Below are 22134 nucleotides of genomic sequence, written 5' to 3'. Positions count from 1 at the left end.
ACTAACCTCTTTCCAAAATGAAAACAGCTTCCAAACGAATCGGAAGCTGTTTTATGTCAGGTATTATTTTGCATATTCTACTGCGCGGGTCTCCCGAATGACCGTCACTTTAATATGCCCCGGGTAATTTAATTCTTCTTCGATCTGTTTTCGGATATCACGTGCCAGACGGTGTGCAGTGATGTCGTCAATTTGTTCAGGTCGGACAATAATACGCACTTCCCGGCCTGCCTGAATAGCAAATGACTTTTCCACACCTTCATATGATTCCGAGATTTCTTCGAGCTTTTGCAGACGTTTAATATAGTTTTCCAATGTTTCGCTTCGTGCACCCGGTCTTGCCGCAGATAATGCATCTGCTGCTGCTACAAGTACAGCGATAACAGATGTTGCCTCTTCATCACCGTGGTGGGAAGCAATACTGTTAATGACAACTGGATGTTCTTTATATTTCACTGCCAGCTCTTTACCAATCTGCACATGACTGCCTTCCACTTCATGGTCAATTGCTTTTCCAATATCGTGAAGTAAACCGGCACGTCTTGCAAGCGTAACGTCTTCTCCGAGCTCCGCTGCAAGTAAGCCTGTCAAATAGGCCACTTCTATGGAGTGCTTCAGAACGTTCTGTCCGTAACTTGTACGGAAGTGCAGACGCCCGAGGATTTTAATCATATCAGGATGCAAGTTGTGAACACCTACATCAAATGTAGTCTGCTCTCCTTTTTCCCGTATGAGCTCGTCCACTTCTCTTCTGGACTTGTCCACCATTTCTTCGATACGCGCAGGATGGATTCGTCCGTCCTGAACCAGTTTTTCAAGAGCCAGCCGTGCTGTTTCTCTGCGTACCGGATCGAAACCGGAAAGAATGACTGCTTCTGGTGTATCGTCAATAATCAGATCAATTCCTGTGAGTGTTTCAAGCGTACGAATATTTCGTCCTTCACGGCCGATGATGCGGCCTTTCATCTCATCATTCGGTAAATTGACGACAGAGACAGTCGTTTCTGCCACATGATCTGCCGCAAACCGCTGCAGTGCCAACGAAAGAATTTCACGAGCTTTTCGCTCAGATTCCTCTTTCGCCCGCTGCTCTGATTCTTTCGTCATGACCGCAATATCTGTTGACAGTTCTTCTTCGACATCTTCCAAGATCACGCGTTTTGCTTCATCTCGGGTAAGAGAAGAAATTCTTTCCAGCTCGGTCTTCTGTTTCGTAACGAGTTCTTCCGCTTTGCGTTCCATCTCTTCAATATGCTGTTGTCTTTCTAATAGCGCTTCTTCTTTGCGCTCTAGACCTGCTTCTCTTTTATTGAGCGCATCATCCTTGCGATCAAGGTTTTCTTCACGCTGTAAGAGACGGTTTTCCTGTTTCTGTAGTTCCGTCCTTCTCTCACGGATTTCTGTTTCTGCTTCAAGCCGCAGTTCGTGAGTTTCATCTTTCGCTTCTAACAGTGCCTCTTTTTTCACTGACTCCGCTTCACGCTTCGCCTCTTCGACGATTTGGCTGGCAGTGTGTTTGGCACCAGTCACTTTTGAATCATTCACATTTTTCAATATAAAAAAGCTAACAACTGCACCGACGATGAGACTTAGCAAAACGGAGATGAGTATTTCAATACCCATTGAGGTCACCTCCTCCTGCTTATTCTTTTCTTTTCAGTCGGCTCGTATAATCAATTTTTGCCGCGGCGAATTTCTTCACGTTACCTGTTACCGAAGTTCCCGGTAATGTCCCGAAAATTTGTGAAAACGCCGAAGGCTTAACTTAATCCAACGGGTAGTAGAAACCCTGTTGCTCCGGGACTGTTTTCTATTCATGCCACTACTTTTTACTTAACGTACATAATTGCTGAATTAAGTTAAAATCAACATACCGCCAAAAAAACAATTGATTGGTTTGTTAAATATAGGACGTATATAATACGCCACTTTAATTGTATAGTTGTATTTTTATTGTGTCAAGGAATGATGGATTATTTTTGATTGTCCGGTTTAATTTCACATGGTTTCATATAGATTTTACAGTTGTTTTCTTCTAATCTGCAGAAATTTATTTCAACGTATGAAAAAAACCCCCAATGTTCATTGGCGGGTCTGTGTGAAAAATTATTTTTCTTCCGGCATAAGCAGTAATTCTTCGAGCTCATCTTCTTCGTCATGAGCTGCTATCACATAATTCGTGCTGTCCAAACCATATGATTCACGAATTTTTGCTGCGATTTCATTACGCATGTCTTTGTTTTCCTTCAGGAATTGTTTCGCGTTTTCACGGCCTTGTCCTAAACGCTCTCCTTCGTAGGAATACCAGGCACCACTCTTTTGGACTACTTCCAATTCTGAGCCCAGATCCAGAATTTCACCTTCTTTTGAAATTCCTTCACCATACATAATATCTACTTCTGCAGTACGGAAAGGCGGTGCAACTTTATTTTTCACGACACGAATTCTTGTTTTATTACCCATGATATCGTTCCCTTGCTTGATCGCTTCGCCGCGGCGCACTTCAAGCCGAACGGAAGAATAGAACTTTAACGCGCGGCCGCCCGGCGTAACTTCCGGGTTACCAAACATAACGCCGACTTTTTCACGAATCTGGTTAATGAAAACGGCAATGGTATTCGATTTATTGATGGCGCCTGAAAGCTTACGCAATGCCTGTGACATTAAACGCGCCTGCAAACCAACGTGTGCATCTCCCATTTCGCCTTCAATTTCCGCTTTTGGCACAAGCGCTGCCACGGAGTCAACGACAATGATGTCGACAGCACCTGAACGTACGAGTGCTTCTGCGATTTCCAGTGCCTGCTCGCCTGTATCCGGCTGTGACAGCAGCAATTCATCAATATTGACACCCAGTTTTTGCGCATAGACAGGATCCAGCGCGTGCTCCGCGTCAATGAACGCTGCAGTTCCGCCGCTTGCCTGAACTTCTGCAATTGCGTGCAATGAAACCGTCGTTTTACCCGAACTCTCCGGTCCGTATACTTCAATCACACGTCCGCGCGGATATCCGCCTATTCCAAGTGCCGCATCCAGTGCCAGTGATCCTGAAGATGATGTAGCAATTTGAAGATCGGTCTTTTCTCCAAGTTTCATGACAGAACCTTTACCAAATTGTTTTTCTATTTGTTTTAACGCCATATCTAAAGCCGCTTTACGATTATTCAATCACAATTCCTCCTCAAACTCTATTTCTACTCTTATTATACCTTTTATCCGCGCAATACACAAGAAATAAACGAACGGGTATTCGATTAATTAGAAACAGAAATTGAAAAACAAACCTCATTTACTGGGTGAAATTGATTTTTGACGGCTGAATCGGCAGCAAAATTCAATACTTCAGTTCTTTTTTCTCTTTCATCATCTGAATAAGGTAATGCAGAGCAAACTGCACGGATCTCCTGCGATTGGTGTTGCGGGTTCCCGACAGCTGAAGTTTATAGGCAGCGGTTTTCATGCCTTCTGCAGCGATTCCGATCCAAACCGTTCCAGGCGGCTGCCCGTCATGCGGTTCTGGACCTGCCGCACCCGTCAGTCCGACGCCAAATGTTGTGCCGAAACGTTCTCTGACGCTTTCCGCCATAGCAGCAGCACACTCTGCACTGACAATGCCGTGAAAATCAAACAGTGACGGCAAAATGTCCAGCTGTTCAATTTTCATTTCCTTATTATAGACAACGACGCCGCCTTTTAATGCATTGCCGATACCGGGTTCAGATCCGAGTTCTGCCATGAACATGCCGGAAGTAAGACTTTCAGCAGCAGAAATTGACCAATCATTCTGCAGCAGGAGTTCAGTTGTTTTAGATGCCAGGGTATCATCATCTACACCATAGATGAACTCTCCCACAATCGAACGGATTTCCTGCTCCACAGGCAAGATCAATTTTTGCGCTTCCTCTTCTGTTCTGGCTTTTGCGGTAATTCGCAATTTCACCATTCCCGGCGATGCAAGCGGTGCAATTGTAGGATTTGTCTGTTTTTCTAAGAGAGACTGAATACGGACTTCTAATTCCGATTCTCCGATGCCCTGCAGCTTCAGTACTTTTGAAGAGATGATGTCCTGTCTGCCGTATACTCCGCGCAGATAAGGAATTGCTTCATCTTCAAACATCGGTTCCAATTCATGGGGCGGACCCGGTAATAGAATATATTGTTTTCCATCTTTTTCAATTGCCATGCCAGGCGCCATGCCGTTTCGATTCGGCAGTACGGCAGCCCCTTCCATTACAAGTGCCTGCTGCTTATTATTTTCAGTCATTACTTTCCCGACTTGATCGAAGTACTCAGAAATAGTTTGCATCGCTTTATTATCCAGCACCAGCTCAAGGCCCAATTCCTTTGCGATGGTTTGCTTTGTCAAGTCGTCTTTGGTAGGGCCGAGACCTCCGCTGAAAATAAGGATGTCTGCACGCTGCTGAGCCAGTTTTATCGTTTCAGACAACCGCTGCGGATTATCGCCTACCACGGTGTGATAATACACGTCGAATCCTGCCTCTGCCAGTCTTCCAGAAATGAACTTGGCATTCGTATTAGTTATTTGACCAAGCAAAAGTTCTGATCCCACTGCAATAATTTCTGCTTTCATGAATGAATCCCACTCCTCACATTGACTCAACTAACACTTTACGGTTTTTAATGAAATAATCGACTCCTGACCATACGGTAAACACTAATGCGATATATAGCATAATTGTGCCGAATGGAATTCCGATTGCTTCAAAGAAAATATTATGCAATAGAAGGAAGGAAATCGCCAATAATTGCGTGACGGTTTTAATTTTCCCTAATTGATTGGCGGCAACTACTTCTCCGCCGCCCGCTAAGATTAACCGCAATCCTGTAACCGCAAACTCACGGCTAATAATTACGATGACGATCCACGCAGGAGCAGCCCCCATTTCCACCAATAAGATGAATGCCGCGGAGACTAATAATTTATCCGCCAGCGGGTCCAGGAACTTCCCCATATTTGTTACCAGATTATTTTTTCTGGCTAAGTAGCCGTCCAGCCAATCTGTTGTTGATGCGATGATAAAAATAATTGCGCCTACTAAATGTTCTGCCGGCATTTCCACTCCGCCCAGCCGAATCAATCCCCAGCCGAAATCTACTGCAAGAAACAGGATGAAAAAGGGAATCATCAATACTCTGGAGAGCGTAATTTTATTTGGCAAATTCATTGCAAGTCCACCTTCCTGACATTCATGTTGTGCATCTGAATAATAAAATAGTCACCTTTTTAGATGACTATTTTTCTACGGCTTTTTCATAACAATATTTTGTGTAATCAGGTCAGTTGGATAATCCACCCGCTGTCCGTTAACAGTCAATTTTGCAAAGTTCGTGTTACCGACCCGAATTCTCAGACTGTCAGCGTCGTCAGCATCGATCTCAATCGTTTCTCCATCATTCACTACTCTGCCCCTATTATCAGGCATACGTTCTTCGCCGTCCTGATCTGTCACAGAGATCCATGAATTGCCTGTCGTTTTCACGATTACTCTTAATTTGTCGGGGTCTGACACAACAAAAGTAGACGTCTCGCCTGCAGTGGAAGCGTGTTCGAATGGTTTCTTCGGCTTTTCAACTTCAGCAGTATCCGTCTGCGTTAATTCGGACATATCGCCTTGCGGTGTGTCACTTCCAATCCCCGATTCTGCCGCTTTGTCCCTTAGTAACACATAAACTATGACAAATATCATGATAATGAATGCCGCCACAATAATTTTAGGCAATGCCGCTTTTAACTCGCTGTACTGCTTTGTCCCCGCACTGCGCTGCATAGTTGCTGGGGTTACTTTTTCCTGTTCGTCCTGAACAATGCTTTCATATTCCTTCTGATACAGCGACAAAATCTCATCCGCATCCATGTCGACTGAATCAGCATATTGTTTGATGAAAACCCGCACATAAAACGCACCGGGGATCACCTTGAAATCCTCATTTTCAATTGCCGACAGATAACGTTTTTGGATTTTGGTACTGTCCTGCAAATCTTCCAATGTTAATCCTTTTGCAATTCTTGCTTCTTTTAAACGTGCACCGATTCCGAGCAAGTTCAACACCCACCTAACTAATCTCTATCAATTAAACATATCAAATCCGCCCATGGGATTGCGGGTTGACATTTGATCATTCTTTTCCAAGATATCGTAAGTAATTTCCTGATCAACGTGTGTCCGCAACTCTATAATGATATCAAAATCATCAATAGTATATTCTGATTGCTTGACGAACATATCAGGATGTTCAACCACTTTGATCGTAGGCAATCCCATAATTTCACGAACCAGCTGCATATGCCGTTCATCAGACGATTTGCGTGTGACGATCCCATCTAAAATAAAGATGTTATCATCTGAAAACTCATCACCCATCATGCTTGTGCGCACCGTTTGTTTAATCATCGTAGAAGACAGAAACACCCATTTCTTATTGGCACAGACACTCGCTGCCACCACTGATTCCGTCTTGCCTACCCGCGGCATCCCGCGAACACCAATTAACTTATGACCATCCTGTTTAAAGATTTCGGCTAAAAAGTCTACTAGAATTCCCAGTTCACTGCGTATGAACTGGAATGTTTTCCGGTCATCCGTCCCGCGCTGGATATAATGTCCATGACGAACAGCCAGAACATCCCGCAATTTGGGTTCTCTGATCTTATGAATGACAATCGTGTCCATAGTAGACGCGATTAACTCAAAACGTTTAATCTGCTGATCATGATCTGTTTGAACGAGCATGCCGCGATACCTTCCATCTACCCCATTAATGGTTACGATGTCCACGCGCAGCATGCCGAGCAAGGAAGCGATATCGCCCAGCAATCCCGGCCGATTGACTTGAATCTCGTATTCGACATACCACTCTCCCATTCGACACACTCCCTCATATAATCTGTTTTTTTCCAAAATGCGCTACTTTGCATGTAGTTCTATAATAGCGGATACACCGTATGAATTAAAGAAAAAAAGAAAAGGACATCGTGCGCTGTCCTTTTCCCGCAGACTATATGTACCAGCCGCCATTGATTTGAATAATCTCACCAGTCATATAATCCGCTTTGCCGCTCAGCAAAAATTCTGCCATATTCGCTATTTCCTGCGGTGTCCCGACTGACAAGAGCGGGATCTGCTCGAGCACCTGCTGCCGCTCTTCAGCGGAGAACTCCTGATTCATCCTAGTATCAATCCATCCGGGCGCAATGGCATTGACACGAATGCCTGAATAAGCAGCTTCCTTTGCATAGGCTTTAACAAATGCGTGCTGCGCGCCTTTCACCGCTGAATACATGACTTCCCCTGCGGCTCCGGCACTTCCCCAAATCGACCCGATAAACGTTATATAAGACACATTATGCCTGCGCAGTTTTTCAGATAATAATGCGATTAACCTGGCAGGATTTTGTATATGAACCTGCCACAGCTCAGTCATCTCTACTTCCGTTGTATCGGACAACAGTTTCACTAAGGCTTGCCCATTGGCAACAACAATGGCCTGAACGTGCGTAATATCTGCTGCGAGCTTTTCCGCTGCCTGTTCCGCTCTAAAATCTGCCTGAACACTGCGGAACTGTTGGCCGGGATACGCTTTTTTAAGTTCATCCAGCAGCAGATCCAGCTGTTTTTTATTTGTATTATAATGCAAATATAATGACCAGCCAGCTGCAGCCAGCTGTCTGCTGATTACTTCTCCTATTCCGCCTGACGAACCTAAAACGAGAGCGAATCGCAGATTGTTCATTGCGTGCTTGGCGGCAGAATTTTAAAGATGGTGTAGCTGCTGTCATCAGAAATTGTAGAGAATGCCTGCTTTAACTTATCCATTGACAGTTTCTCTAATGTCGGAACGACGTCAAATAAGTTCATTTCGTTAAATTCATATCGGGTATACTGATTAGCGATAAATTCTATAGAATTCAGCGAACGCATAAATTGACCGATTTTCTTTTTGCGCATTCTTTCTAAATCCTCATCCAGCACCGGCCAATTAGTTTTTGCGTCTTTAATTGTTTGACGAATTAATTCTTCTAAACGTTCCGGTTCATCGGTATCTGATCCAACCATTGCAAAACCGTAGCCCTCTTCCATTGAAAACTCATAGGAAAATGATTCATCAACGAGCCCTTCTGCATTGGCTTTTTCATAAAATGAAGAAGTGCGTCCGAAGAGACTGTCAAGGACCAGGTTGGCTGACAATTCCGTTTCCAGCATTTGCTGCCCCTGCTGGTCGACTGCAGTGCACTTCATGCCGATGTTCAGCTTTGGTTTTGAGACATCCATTGTTAAGGTGCGTTCTGGCACATCCACTTCCATAGATTCTGAAGGGAATTTCCGTTCGATCGGTTCAGGCTGATCGAACTTTTTCTTGGCCTGGTTTTCTTTGACAAAAGCCATCATCTCTTCCGGCTCTACAGCGCCAACGATGAACAGCAGCATATTGGACGGATGATAGAACGTTTCATAGCATGTATGCAAATACTCCGCCGTAATATCCTGAATGGACTCTACAGTGCCTGCGATATCAATTTTTACGGGATGATTTTCGTAAAGATTTTCAATTGTGCCGAAATACAAACGCCAATCGGGCTGATCATCATACATTGTAATTTCCTGGGCAATAATCCCTTTTTCTTTATCTACAGTCTGTTTGGTGAAGTACGGGTCTTGAACAAAATCTAACAGCACTTCCGTATTCTCTTTTAATTTATTTGTCGCAGAGAATAAATAAGCAGTTCTGCCGAATGTTGTATAGGCGTTTGCAGAGGCGCCATTCAAACTGAATTTCTGGAATACATCGCCGTCTTCCTTCTCAAACATTTTATGTTCAAGGAAATGTGCGATCCCGTCCGGTACAGTTATGAATTCATCTTTGCCGTGCGGCTTGAATGTACGGTCAATGGATCCGTATTTTGTAGTAAAAGTAACGAATGTTTTAGAAAATCCGCGTTTCGGCAAAATGACGACTTTCAATCCGTTGTCCAATGTTTCCGTATAGATTTTTTCCTGCAGCTGATTAAATACTATTTCTTTCATTTGGATTCATCTCCCTTGCCTGACAGCAGATACACGATTTCAAGCTGAATTGTTTTTGCCATTTCTTTAATATCATCCAGAGTGACAGATTCCCATTTCTTGATCAGTCGCTCTGATGTGAAATTTTCATCGAGCTCTTTGTATTGATCGTAAATTTCAATTTGGCTGCGTGCAGAATCATTTGCACCCAAAATGCTATTTTCAAGGAGTGCAATCGTCTGATTCAACTCGAGTTCGGTTGCTCCGCCATTCTGCAGCGATGTCAGCTGCTCTAGGATTAAGTTAACCGCCTTCTCTTCCAGATCCGCATCTATTCCTGCTGTCACGTAGACAATGCCGTACTGTGAAGCGAATGCACTGTTTGCATAATAGGCCATACTTTCTTTCTCCCGTACGTTCATGAACAGTTTACTGTGCGCAAACCCGCCAAAAATTCCATTCGTCACTTGCATCTTATGGTAGTCGGGATGGCGAAATGAAACCGGTGTATCAAAACCTAAGTGCAGTTTTCCTTGCTTCATATCTTGCTTTTCTCTGACTGTTTTTACTGCATCCGGTGCTGTTACTTCCGGCAACTCGTTTTGAACAGCTGCTTCTCTTGCCGTGAAAGGCAGGAACTGCTTGATCTGTTCAATGATTTCATTCTCATCCACATCACCCACCACATATATATCAATCAAATCATTAGTGATCATATCTTCATATGTAGCATAAAGGCTTTCATGTGTAATTCCTGCCACAGCATCTTCTGTTCCATAAGCTGAAATCGATGCAGGGTGATCAGGACGCATAATCTCCAGCATACGCTTCTGTGCAAAGCGTGTTTTGTCATCATATATCGATCGTATACGGTCACGCACATTTCGCTTTTCTCTTTCCGTCACAGCGGGATCAAATGCGCCGTCTGTAACGTTCGGATCAAATACAACAGAGCGGATCAGCTGCCACAATTGCTTAAAGATATCTTCACCTTCGAAAAACTCATCGTTTACACATTCTGTATAAAGCGAAACAATGTGCTGTGAACTTCGCTTAGAGACATCTGTAAACAATACCGTCCCATAGAGTTCATCGAGCGCCTTGCGCATCTCACTTAACGTTGGATACTGCTTCGTTGTAGCCTCCAGCACATTAGCAAGCACCGTACGTTCAGAAGCCTTCTTCTGATCCAGCGGCGCTTTCCACTTGATCGTCACATTCACTGTTTTAAACTGATCCGTTTTCCGTATATACAAATGAACGCCATTTTGTAATTTTGTTTTATTGAACATACAAACACCTCGTTTACCTTATTATATGTATTCCTAGTCTCACTATACATTTTAGCCGTGGAAATGGAAAATAATACACCTACAAGTGCTGAGAGCGCCGTTTAGCCTCGACAGGTGCTGGAGGCGATAAAAATAAAGGCGCTCTTTGCCTTTAATTTTATTGCTGAAGCAACCCGAGAGGCTGGCGTTCGAAGCCGGATGACACAAGTGCTGAGAGCGCCGTTTAGCCTCGACAGGTGCTGGAGGCAATAAAAATAAAGGCGCTCTTTGCCTTTAATTTTATTGCTGAAGCAACCCGAGAGGCTGGCAAAACGCATGCAAACCTGCAAAAGCTATCTGAAGAGCATGTGTCTCCAGATAGCTTTTATGACTGTTATCGGTTTCCTTTTATATACGGCTTACCAATTGCTTTTGGCGCATTCGCTTTTCCAAGGAAGCCGGCCAAAGCAAGTATTGTCAGAACGTAAGGGAATATATGGAAATACACTGCCGGAATATCAGACAGGAATTTAATACTTGAAGAACTGATGGCAAGAGCTTGTGCAAAACCAAAGAATAAAGCTGCGCCCATTGCACCAAGCGGATGCCACTTACCAAAAATCATTGCGGCAAGCGCCATAAATCCCTGCCCGTTAATCGTTGCATGTCCAAAATCATTTGTAATCGTCTGAGAGTAGACGGCGCCGCCGATTCCGGCAAGCCCTCCCGAGATGATCACTGCGATGTAACGGATTTTTGTTACTTTAATTCCCATCGTATCTGCCGCCATCGGGTGTTCCCCTACTGAACGCAGACGCAGACCAAATGGTGTTTTGTAAATAACGAACCACGCGATAAATGCAACAGCTATTGCAATAATAGAAGACCCGTACACTAATTTAAAGAACATGGGGCCGATGATTGGAATATCTTCCAAATACGGCACATTGAAACGCGGGATTTTTTGCTGAATGAAATCCGTCTGCCCTTTGCCGAAGATCATCTTAACAGAGAACAATGCAATAGCAAGACCTAGCATATTGATCGCAACACCCGATACTACCTGATCTGCCCGAAACGATATCGAAGCGATTGCGTGAAGCGTTGCGAACAAAGCTGAGACGATCATCGCAACGATTAGTGACAGCCATGGTGTCCAGGCGCCAAACGTATCGGCAAAGAATAAGTTAAATAAAATACCGATGAATGCCCCCATAATCATGAGACCTTCCAATCCGATGTTGATCACTCCGGAACGTTCTGAAAATACGCCGCCGATTGCTGTGAATATAAGAGGAGCCGCTGAAGCAATTGTTATAGGTATGATGAAATATAACACATCTAACATGTCACTTCGCCTCCTTCTTATTACGTAAACGCACAAGTCCTACACGGATGATGTATCCGCAGGCAACAAAGAAAATAACCAATGCAATAATAATAGACACAATTTCTACAGGAATGCCCGCTTCATTCGGCATGTTATTTGCACCGTATTTCAGCGATCCGAACAGTGTAGCACCGAAAATTACGCCAAGCGGAGTATTCGCTCCAAGCAATGCAACTGCGATTCCGTCAAAGCCGATGCCTGTGAAGCCGCCCATTGAAGAAATGTTTCCAAACGTGCCCAATGCCTCCATTGCACCGCCGAGACCCGCGAAGGCACCCGAGATGACCATAGCAAGGACAATATTTTTATTGGCACTCATTCCTGCATATTGTGCGGCATTTTCATTAAAGCCAACAGATTTTAATTCAAATCCTGTTTTGGTTTTCTCTAAAATGAACCACATGACAATGACCATCGCTAAGGCGATAAAAATTCCATAGTGCAACGTAGAATAATCCGTTAAATTAGATAGAAATTCTGACCGGAGGGATGCCGATTCGTGAATACGGTCTAATTTGAATCCGCCGCCGGAAAGCGTTTTGATTAATGCGTTTACTATATGTAATGCAATATAGTTCATCATGATCGTAACAATAACTTCATGGACTTTCAAAGTGGCTTTTAAAATACCAGGGATCAGACCCCAAAGTGCCCCTGCAGCAGCGGCAGCAAGGAGTGCAAGCGGCAAGTGAATTATTTTCGGCAGTTCGAATGCCATTCCTACATATGCTGCGGCAAACCAGCCGACAATCAATTGTCCTTCCACCCCGATATTAAACAGCCCTGTTCTGAATGCGAATGCAACGGCAAGTCCCGCAAGTAAGTAGGGGCTAATCTGACGAATTGTCTCGCCGATTGCATAAGAATCACCAAAAATACCATTCCACAATGCTGTATAACCGGCAACCGGATTATAGTCACTGACCAGCATTACAACCGCGCCTACAAGCAGACCTAAAATGATCGAAATTACCGGCACCAAAATATTGATCACTTTATTCGACATGATGATCATCACCGTCCTTCTCTGCGGCTATTACTTTCTTTTCAGCCACATCTTTTGAATGGCCCGCCATCATCAATCCGAGTGCCTGTTCTGTTGTTTCCTGCGGCACCACTGTGCCTACTATCGCTCCATCGTAAATAACTGCAATCCGATCGGAAACGTTCATGACTTCATCTAATTCAAATGTAATCAGCAGAACCGCCTTGCCGCTGTCTCGCTGTTCAATGAGGCGGCGATGAATAAATTCTATGGCCCCCACGTCCAGACCGCGTGTCGGCAGTGCAGCAATCAACAGATCAGGATTTCGCTTAACTTCCCGGCCAATAATCAGTTTCTGCTGGTTTCCCCCGGACAATGCCCGTGCCAATTCATGAGTTCCTTGCGTTCTGACGTCGTATTCCTTAATCAGCTCTTCCGCTTTCTCATTCACCACTTTATAATTCATAATACCGCCTTTGGAAAATGGTTCATGATAATACGATTGAAGTGCGGTATTATAGCCGACTGAAAAATCTAATATAAGTCCATGTTTGTGGCGGTCTTGCGGAATATGTCCAAGACCTTTTTCTGTTATTTCTCTTGGCTTTTTATTGGTTATGTTTTCATTATTAAGATAGATTTTCCCGCTTTTAACTTTCGCCAGACCGGTGATTGCTTCTATTAACTCGGATTGTCCGTTGCCGTCAATCCCTGCAATCCCGACTATTTCTCCGCGTCGAACGGAAAGATTCAAGCCCTTCAGTTTATCTACACCGCGATAATCAGTAACGACGAGATCCTCAATTTTCAATACTTCCTCTTTCGGATCGGCGGGCCCTTTTTCAGTTTTGAACGTCACTTGACGTCCTACCATCAGAGTGGCCAGTTCTTCCGGATTCGTTTCCGCTGTAATGACGGTGCCGATCCCTTTACCTTTGCGTATAACGGTTACTTTGTCTGTCACATTCATGATTTCCGCCAATTTGTGTGTAATCAGGATGATCGACTTTCCTTCTGAAACCAGCTTGCGCATGATATTCAGCAGTTCATCGATTTCTTGCGGTGTCAAAGAAGCGGTCGGCTCATCGAATATCAATATGTCTGCACCGCGATAAAGTGTTTTCAGAATTTCGACACGCTGCTGCATACCTACAGAAATATCTTCAATTTTCGCGTACGGGTCAACATCTAGCCCATACATCTTTGAAATTTCAGCCACTTTTTTTGCAGAATCTTTAATATTGATGATTCCGGATTTCGTCGGCTCACTGCCTAAGATAATATTCTCGGTAACGGTCAGATTTTCCACAAGCATAAAGTGCTGATGGACCATCCCGATTCCCAGATCATTCGCTACGTTCGGATCTGAAATCTCAACTTTTTTCCCATGCACCCGGATTTCTCCGCCGTCTGGCTGGTACAGTCCGAATAATACGTTCATTAAAGTAGACTTCCCTGCACCGTTTTCACCGAGCAGTGCATGGATCTCACCTTTTTTCAATTGCAGCGTAATATGATCATTCGCATAAAAGTTTCCGAACTTTTTGGAGACTTCCAGCATTTCAATTACATAATCCATTCCAATCACTTCCCTGCCTGTAGTAGAATTTATAAGAACTGAGCGGTTCGGCTCTTGTGTTGAATAATACGTGAAAAAGCCTCCAAGTGACAAGTCGAAAGCATTTACACAAGATGTGAAGCATACCTACGTATTTTCTATATTATTTCCTTATTAATCTTACAAATTAATAAAATAAAAGTTCCGGACCAATATGTCAGAGAACCTTTATTTTATTAATTTAATGAAATAAAGGCCGATTTGAAACCGGCCTTTATTGTTTTGAGAGCTTATTTCTTTTTTTCTACAAACTCAGGTACTTCAATTTCGCCATCCGCGATCTTTTGAGCATACTCGTCAATTTGATCTGTTACTTCCTTTGGAATGGCACCGCGTGAATCAGCAAGTTTAAGTCCGTTATCCTGGAGACCGTAAACCTTTGTTTCTCCCCCTGGGAAATTACCCTCCATTGCCAATTTCGCGATATCTTTAACCGCTACGTCAACACGCTTCAGCATAGATGTAAGTGTAACGTTATCATCTCCGACTTTACCTTCTTCATACTGGTCAGAGTCAACACCTATTACCCAGACATATGCATCTTTATCAGCCTGCTTACGCTCTTTTGCTTCAGAGAATACACCATTGCCTGTACCGCCCGCAGCGTGGAAAATAATATCAACGCCTGAAGAGTACATACGGCCAGCTTCTGCTTTACCCAGTTCCGCTTTATCAAATGCACCTACATATTTAGAGTCTACTTTGATTTCGGGCTTGACTGCTTTAACGCCTTCAATGAATCCAGCTTCAAAACGTTCGATTACCGGGTTGTCCATACCGCCGATGAAACCAACTTTATTCGATTTTGTCATTAACCCAGCTGCTACCCCGGCTAAGTATCCGCCTTCTTGTTCTTTAAAGAGGATACTTGCTACGTTCGGCGCATCTACTTCACCATCAATAATAGAGAATTGAGTATCTTTTTGTTGCGCTGCAATATCAGCAATTGCATCTTCCATTAAGAAACCTACTCCGAAAATCAAGTTGAAATCACGACGTGCCAAGTTATTAAGGTTCGTTGTATAATCTCCAGGGCCAGTTGACTGAAGGTAATCGTACCCCCCGGTTCCTTTTTCCCATCCTTGTTCTTCACCGAACTCCTTAACGCCTGTCCATGCAGACTGGTTGAATGATTTATCATCAATTCCACCTACGTCCGTTACCATGGCAAGTGAGAATTCGCTCTTTTCACCGTCATTCCCCGCAGCCGGTTTTTCCCCAGCTTCGTTCTTGCCCTTATCATCAGAACCACATGCTGCCAGCATTGTGCCTGCGGCTAGCACTAAAGACATAGCCAGACCGAATTTTCTCTTTTTCATCAACAATGACCTCCCCTTAAATAATTTTGGTATGAAATCAGGACGTTATACGTCTTATACCCGGTTATGCCTATTTAAAGCAAATTAATTGCCATTTCCCAGTGAATAATAGAACCTTCAATCATTATTCGCTGTTATGTTGTCGGTAATATGATTACTTAGGCAAAAATGCATTGTATGAGAGCGCTTTACCAGATTCTAAATATGAGATAATCTGCTTTTTGCATTTCCCTGGAACACACATTTCCTTCCGCCTTTACTATATCATTTTCTTAGGCGGAAGGAAATATCTAGTTAAAATCACGGACATTTTCGATTTATTCATCTATTCCGTCAGCCATCACAAGTCAAGTTCTGACTGACCGATCATTACCTGTCTTGGTTTACTGCCCTCCGGCGGCCCGACAACACCCCGGGCTTCCATCTGATCGACAATACGGGCAGCTCTCGCGTATCCTACCCGGAACCGGCGCTGAATCATCGACACGGAAGCGGTCTGCATATCCACTACCATTTGGACCGCCTCATCGTATAAATCATCGGTTTCTTCATGCGGTGCGACTACTTCCACCTCAGTGGGAATCATTTCTTCCTGATATTGTGCTTTTTGCTGTTCAATAACGAAATTGACTACCGATTCGACTTCTTCATCCGAAACAAAAGCACCTTGGATACGTGTCGGTTTCGAAGCTCCGGCAGGCAGGAATAACATATCTCCGCGCCCCAGCAGCTTTTCTGCACCACTTCCATCAAGAATAGTCCGTGAATCAATAGCTGAAGATACCGCAAAAGCAATACGGGAAGGAATATTTGCTTTAATGATCCCCGTAATAACATCAACACTCGGACGCTGTGTTGCGATAATCAGGTGTATGCCTGCCGCTCTCGCCATTTGTGCCAGTCTGGTGATGGAGTCTTCGACATCACTTGACGCAACCATCATCAAGTCGGCCAGTTCATCAACGATTACTACAATATACGGCATGCGTGGATGTTTCTCGTCATGCTCTTCATTCCACTGTTCAATATGATTATTATACCCTTCAATATTTCGGGTACCTGTATGAGAAAACAATTCATATCTGCGTTCCATTTCAGATACCACACGCTGCAGTGCCTGTGCTGCTTTTCGCGGATCGGTAACGACAGGGGCCAATAAATGCGGTATCCCATTGAAGACGTTCAGTTCTACCATTTTCGGATCGATCATCATCATTTTTACTTCATGCGGCTTCGCCCGCATGATGATGCTCATAATTATTCCATTTACACAGACACTTTTCCCGCTTCCTGTCGCTCCAGCAATTAATACGTGAGGCATTTTATTGAGTTCGGTCATCATCGCCTGTCCGGTTACATCACGGCCAAGTCCGACAAGCAGCTTGGATTGTGCACGATTGTTTTCTTTTGATTCAAGCACTTCACGCAGGCTGACCATTGCCACTGCATGATTCGGCACTTCAATCCCTACTGCTGATTTCCCTGGAATTGGAGCCTCGATACGAATACCGCTTGCCGCCAGCGCCAAAGCAATATCATCTGCCAGACTGACGATTCGGCTTACTTTAACACCGGAATCAGGAAGAATCTCATATTTGGTTACAGCTGGGCCTAAATGTACTTGAGTGACACGCGCCTTCACCCCGAAGCTAAGGAATGTTTTCTCCAGTTTCTTAGCATTTGCCTGAATCAGATCGTACTCTCCTGACTGATCACTTGACACAGGCGGTTCAAGTAAACTCGTTGACGGAAGTATATATGCTTCATTTTCCTGTTCTCCGCCCATCACCGGAAAATCAGCTGCCGGATCTTTTAGGTCTGCTTCCGGCGTTTCTTCTTTAGTCTCATTACTTTCCTCTGCTTTTTCGAGCGGAGGCGCTTGTTCTATTTTTGATGTGAAACTTGAAATAATCGGTTCACTGACGGGCTCCGGCTCCACTGGAATCATTTCTGCCACAGTCGGCTCCGCCGTTTTCTGTTTCGACTTTCTGCTGCTGCGCATACCTTCTTTACGCTGTGCTTCCGGTGACTTAACAGACTTCTTTTCCCGTGCTGCCCACTTTTTCTTCACACTATTAATAAAGATGGGTGTCTGTTCAACCAGATACGGAATTAGCGCCTTGCCTGTCAGCAGGATAATACCGATCAAGAGCAGCAGCACCCCCGCTACTGTGGCGCCTGAGGAATCTACGAGTGAGTAGAACATTGCAAACAACACAGCCCCCAGCATACCGCCGCCCAATGTGCCTGTCTGATCGTGGATTCCTCCGTTGGTAACAAGAACCTTCCACGTTTCCTTCAGCGCGGAATTCGACATTAGTACTTTACTTTCATACAAAGTCTGAAACAGATGGACATGACTGAACAGCAGCATACTGGCTAAAATAAATAGACAGCCGATTACGATGCGATGCTTGTATCCGCCAACCTGCCGTTTAATCATAAATATTAATGCCTGCACAATAATTAAAAATGGCAGAGCCACATACCAGTTCCCTAATAAAAACCTGGAGAATGCTGAAAGTCCGCTGCCAATTATTCCGAACTCAAATATCATGATGATCGCTATGCCAATTAGTACGACACCCAGTATTTCAAACCAAAGCGGCTGCATCTGACTTTGCTGTTTTTTTTGTTGTTTTTTCTTTGCCGGGGCTCTCTTTTTTGCCCGTTTCTTCGCCATTTGCCAACCCCCTTTCTGAAAAAAAGATTTCCAGCCAAGAAGGCATGGAAATCCACTGGTTAGTTAATTTATCACCGAACGATGCGGATTAGTATTCCATAATGATGGGAATAATCATCGGGCGTCTCTTCGTTTGCTGATACAAATAAGAACTTAACGTTTCACGGATCTCTTGTTTAATGTTTGTCCATTCAAACGTTTCTTTATTCACATACTTCTCGACAATCTTACGAATAAGCTTTGTCGCTTCTTCAAACAGTTCTTCCGAATCACGAACGTAGACGAAGCCTCTTGAAACGACTTCAGGACCTGCAGCAATTCGCTTTTGCTTTCTGTTTAACGTGACGACGACTGTAAAAATCCCGTCTTGTGATAGTAGCTTACGGTCACGCAAGACGATATTCCCTACGTCACCTACACCAATACCATCAATCAGAACATTGCCCGCCTGAACTCTTCCGGCCATGCGAAGTTTGTCATTCTTGAATTCTACAATATCGCCTTTGTCTGCAATGAAGATGCGGTTTTTCGGCAAACCGACTTCTTGTGCCAGTTTGGAATGTGCAATCAGCATACGGTATTCACCTTGAATTGGAATAAAGTATTTTGGCTGCATCAAGTTCAGCATCATTTTCAAGTCTTCCGCAGAGCCGTGGCCCGAAACGTGCACATTACGAGTGGAAGTCAGGACAGTTGCGCCTGCTTTAGACAGTTCATTCATCATCTTATACATGGAAATCTCCATGACAGGCGACGGAGTAAATGTGATCAGCACGGTATCTGTGTTCTTAATATTGATTTCTCTATGATGTTTGCGTACGATCTTTTCCAGCGCATCCAGCGGTTCACCCTGGTTGCCCGTTACGATAATGACTATATCCTGGTCATCATGGTTATCCATATCTTTCACCGGAATCACAATATCCTCTTCCACCTGTAAATAGCCAAGGCGAATTCCTACCTCAAAATAGCTTTCCAGACTTTTACCGATGACCGCAACTTTCTTTTTCTTTGCGGCTGCCTGGTCAAGGACTTGCTGGATTCTGATGAAGTTTGATGCATATAACGCCACCAATATTCGCCCTTGCGCTTCATGGAACGTTTTGGACAGACGTTTTTCGATCACAGACTCGGATGTTGTATAGCCCGGACGCTCTGCTTCCGTAGAATCTGACATCAGAATAAAGACGCCTTCTTCACCAAGGGCAGCCATTTTTGCAAAATCAGGACGATACTTTCCTTTTGCAGCCTGGTCGAATTTAAATTCACCCGTATTGACGATTGCACCTTCACTCGTGTGAAAAACGATTCCTAAAGAGTCCGGAATACTGTGCGTCGTGTAAAAGAATGTTACATGCGTGCGCTTGAAATTCATACGGCTTTTATTAGTCACTTCAAAGAATCGGACATTAGACGGTGCAGGCATTTTTTTCAAATGCTCTTTCGCCAAAGCTAATGTTAATTTCGTTCCGTAAACCGGGGCTTGTACTTTTTGCAACAGATATGCAATGGATCCAATTGCATCTTCATGGCCGTGCGTTAAGAAGATCCCTTTCACCCGGTCTTTATTTTCTTCCAGATACGTCATATCAGGTATAACGAAGTCAATTCCAAGCATTTCTGTTTCCGGGAACATTAATCCGGAATCCATAATAAACAGTTCATCATCGATTTCAACGATGTACATGGATTTTCCGATTTCCCCTACTCCACCCAGTGGAATCACTCTAATTATTTCATTTTGTATTTTGGTCACATTGTTTCCTCCTATATTCTATTCCCGCCCACAACGACTAAACTCCATTATACGAGATAACAGGTGCTCAGTACAAACAAAAAAAGCCGGATTGGTCGTCCGGCTTTAGTTTATTACACATTTCCCGTTTTTTTATGAAAGTTTTCGAGTGCTGCATCGATCAGCGATGCTTCATCTGCATCCATTGCAACGAGCGGCAAACGCACGCCGCCGGCAGATACACCGGCCCTTTTCAATGCGTATTTTACAGGCGCCGGATTCGGAGCAGAGAAAAGCGCCTTGAATACCGGCAATAAAGAACGGTGGATATCCGCAGCCTCTTTTAATCTGCCATTTTGGAACGCCTGAATCATTTGCTGCATTTCATTGCCAACCACATGGGACGAAACGGATATAATTCCTCTTCCTCCGATTGAAAGCAATGGCAACGTCAAGCTGTCATCACCGCTGTATACTTCAAAATCTTCAGCCGTGCCTTCAATGATCTCAGCCATTTGTTCAAGACTTCCGCTGGCTTCTTTAACCGCTTTGATATTATCGATTTTTGATAATGCAATAACCGTCTCAGGAAGAAGGTTGACGATAGACCTGCTTGGAATATTATAAAGCAACACCGGCAATGTCGTGACACCCGCTATTTTCGAAAAATGCGCGTACATACCTTTTTGGTCAGGCTTGTTGTAGTAGGGGGTCACAAGCATTATTCCGTCAGCGCCAGACAATTCGGCAGCTTTCGTCAATTCCATTGACTCGGCTGTATTGTTTGTCCCTGTACCCGCAATGACGGGAATCCGCTTATTTACCGTTTTTACTACAAAATCAAGCAATTCCTTTTTTTCCTCCGCAGTAAGTGTCGGTGATTCACCGGTCGTACCGCTGACGATGACTGAATCTGTCCCATTTGCGATTAAATGCTCAAGCAGTTTTGCTGTCTGCTCATAATCAATCGTACCGTCAGGAAAAAAAGGAGTGACCATTGCTGTTCCGATATTTCCAAGTTGCACATTGATCATTCCTTTTCATTATCATTCTTTACTCTAACTGCCCGAATTATTTGATCAATGCTTCAGCGATCTGCACAGAATTGAGCGCAGCACCTTTGAGTAAATTATCTGATACAATCCACAAGTGGAATCCTTTCGGGTTATCGAGATCTTTACGGATTCTTCCAACGAATACTTCATCTTTATCCTCTGCGTACAAAGGCATTGGATAGGTTTGAGACGCGGGATCGTCCTGTAATACGATTCCGGGCGCTTTCTCAAGCAGTGACTGGATATCCTTTACTGTGACGTTATCCTGATCAAGTTCAATGTAGACCGATTCTGAATGACCCGATACCACCGGTAATCTGACACATGTTGCCGCTACTGCCATGTTCTGATCTCCAAATATTTTCTTCGTTTCATTGATCATTTTCAGCTCTTCCAATGTATAGCCCGACTCACCAAATGAATCAATCTGCGGAATCGCGTTGAAGGCAATCGGATAATGGCGCGCCGCTGAAGCTGACGGCAACACTTCCGCCTGTATGTCAGTGCGGTCAGTGAATTGCTTGCTTTGTTCAGCCAGTTCGTCGATCGCTTCTACACCTGCACCGGATACAGCCTGATACGTGGAGACAATCAGCCTGTTCAGACCGTACTGATCTTTAATCGGCTTCAGTGCGGCCACCATCTGAATCGTGGAACAGTTCGGATTCGCAATGATTCCGGAATGATTAGTTAATTCGTGCGGATTCACTTCCGGAACGACGAGCGGTGTATTGGGATCCATACGGAACGCACTCGTGTTATCTATGACAACTGCTCCGCTTTTCACTGCATCATGTGCAAATTTTTCAGAGATACTCCCGCCTGCACTAAAGAATGCAATGTCAATACCTTCAAAAGCTTTCGGCGTTGTTTCCTCTACAACGTACGTCTCCCCGCCAGCTTTGATTTCTTTGCCCGCAGAACGTTTGGATGCTAATAACTTGATAGACGCGGCTGGGAAATTCCGCTCAACCAATTTATCAAGTATTTTCGTTCCTACCGCTCCGGTCGCTCCGACAATTGCAACATTAACATTCTTCATCTATATCTTCCTT

Annotated in this window: 17 protein-coding genes; all 17 read right to left on the bottom strand. The window is 44.1% G+C overall.

The window, feature by feature from the left end:
* Positions 1 to 63 precede the first annotated feature (63 nt).
* Entirely contained in the window at positions 64 to 1623 is a 1560-nt protein-coding gene (rny, locus tag SporoP33_RS14695; protein ID WP_081244424.1) for a ribonuclease Y, read from the bottom strand.
* 483 nt (positions 1624 to 2106) lie between these two features.
* On the bottom strand, positions 2107 to 3168 hold the full coding sequence (gene recA, locus SporoP33_RS14690; protein WP_081244423.1) for a recombinase RecA: 1062 nt from the start codon (positions 3166 to 3168) through the stop codon (positions 2107 to 2109).
* A gap of 166 nt (positions 3169 to 3334) precedes the next feature.
* A complete protein-coding gene (locus SporoP33_RS14685) occupies positions 3335 to 4591 on the bottom strand; it encodes a competence/damage-inducible protein A (RefSeq protein WP_081244422.1) in 1257 nt (418 codons plus the stop codon).
* A gap of 16 nt (positions 4592 to 4607) precedes the next feature.
* Positions 4608 to 5186, bottom strand: coding sequence for a CDP-diacylglycerol--glycerol-3-phosphate 3-phosphatidyltransferase (gene pgsA / locus SporoP33_RS14680; protein WP_081244421.1), 579 nt, complete (start codon positions 5184 to 5186; stop codon positions 4608 to 4610).
* Between the two features lie 75 nt (positions 5187 to 5261).
* A complete protein-coding gene (locus tag SporoP33_RS14675) occupies positions 5262 to 6062 on the bottom strand; it encodes a helix-turn-helix domain-containing protein (protein WP_158233578.1) in 801 nt (266 codons plus the stop codon).
* A gap of 27 nt (positions 6063 to 6089) precedes the next feature.
* Entirely contained in the window at positions 6090 to 6884 is a 795-nt protein-coding gene (locus SporoP33_RS14670) for a DUF3388 domain-containing protein (protein ID WP_081244419.1), read from the bottom strand.
* Between the two features lie 133 nt (positions 6885 to 7017).
* A complete protein-coding gene (gene ymfI / locus SporoP33_RS14665) occupies positions 7018 to 7752 on the bottom strand; it encodes an elongation factor P 5-aminopentanone reductase (RefSeq protein ID WP_081244418.1) in 735 nt (244 codons plus the stop codon).
* Positions 7749 to 9044 (bottom strand): EF-P 5-aminopentanol modification-associated protein YfmH, encoded by a 1296-nt coding sequence (gene yfmH, locus SporoP33_RS14660; RefSeq protein WP_081244417.1) that lies wholly within the window; start codon positions 9042 to 9044, stop codon positions 7749 to 7751. The genes ymfI and yfmH overlap by 4 nt, the downstream gene beginning before the upstream one ends.
* Positions 9041 to 10315 carry an EF-P 5-aminopentanol modification-associated protein YfmF gene (gene yfmF / locus SporoP33_RS14655; protein ID WP_081244416.1) on the bottom strand — a complete coding sequence of 425 codons (1275 nt, stop codon included), beginning with the start codon at positions 10313 to 10315 and terminating at the stop codon, positions 9041 to 9043. Before yfmF ends, yfmH begins: the two co-directional genes overlap by 4 nt.
* 373 nt (positions 10316 to 10688) lie before the next feature.
* The gene (locus tag SporoP33_RS14650; protein WP_081244415.1) at positions 10689 to 11642 is read right to left on the bottom strand and encodes an ABC transporter permease; all 954 of its coding nucleotides are present in this window, start codon (positions 11640 to 11642) and stop codon (positions 10689 to 10691) included.
* A 1-nt stretch (position 11643) separates the two neighbouring features.
* Positions 11644 to 12690 carry an ABC transporter permease gene (locus SporoP33_RS14645; protein ID WP_081244884.1) on the bottom strand — a complete coding sequence of 349 codons (1047 nt, stop codon included), beginning with the start codon at positions 12688 to 12690 and terminating at the stop codon, positions 11644 to 11646.
* The gene (locus SporoP33_RS14640) at positions 12680 to 14248 is read right to left on the bottom strand and encodes an ABC transporter ATP-binding protein (protein WP_081244414.1); all 1569 of its coding nucleotides are present in this window, start codon (positions 14246 to 14248) and stop codon (positions 12680 to 12682) included. The genes SporoP33_RS14645 and SporoP33_RS14640 overlap by 11 nt, the downstream gene beginning before the upstream one ends.
* A 269-nt stretch (positions 14249 to 14517) precedes the next feature.
* Positions 14518 to 15606 (bottom strand): BMP family lipoprotein, encoded by a 1089-nt coding sequence (locus tag SporoP33_RS14635; protein ID WP_081244413.1) that lies wholly within the window; start codon positions 15604 to 15606, stop codon positions 14518 to 14520.
* A gap of 340 nt (positions 15607 to 15946) precedes the next feature.
* Positions 15947 to 18289, bottom strand: coding sequence for a DNA translocase FtsK (locus tag SporoP33_RS14630; protein WP_081244412.1), 2343 nt, complete (start codon positions 18287 to 18289; stop codon positions 15947 to 15949).
* 88 nt (positions 18290 to 18377) lie between these two features.
* On the bottom strand, positions 18378 to 20045 hold the full coding sequence (locus SporoP33_RS14625; RefSeq protein ID WP_081244411.1) for a ribonuclease J: 1668 nt from the start codon (positions 20043 to 20045) through the stop codon (positions 18378 to 18380).
* Between the two features lie 113 nt (positions 20046 to 20158).
* Positions 20159 to 21049, bottom strand: coding sequence for a 4-hydroxy-tetrahydrodipicolinate synthase (dapA, locus tag SporoP33_RS14620; RefSeq protein WP_155961378.1), 891 nt, complete (start codon positions 21047 to 21049; stop codon positions 20159 to 20161).
* Positions 21050 to 21095: 46 nt separating this feature from the next.
* Entirely contained in the window at positions 21096 to 22121 is a 1026-nt protein-coding gene (locus tag SporoP33_RS14615; protein ID WP_081244409.1) for an aspartate-semialdehyde dehydrogenase, read from the bottom strand.
* Positions 22122 to 22134 lie beyond the last annotated feature (13 nt).

This window comes from Sporosarcina sp. P33 (genome assembly GCF_002077155.1).
In the GTDB taxonomy this organism is placed as follows: Bacteria; Bacillota; Bacilli; order Bacillales_A; family Planococcaceae; genus Sporosarcina.
Note: the sequence above shows the minus strand (reverse complement) of the source record. Positions and strands in the feature narration are given on the sequence as shown.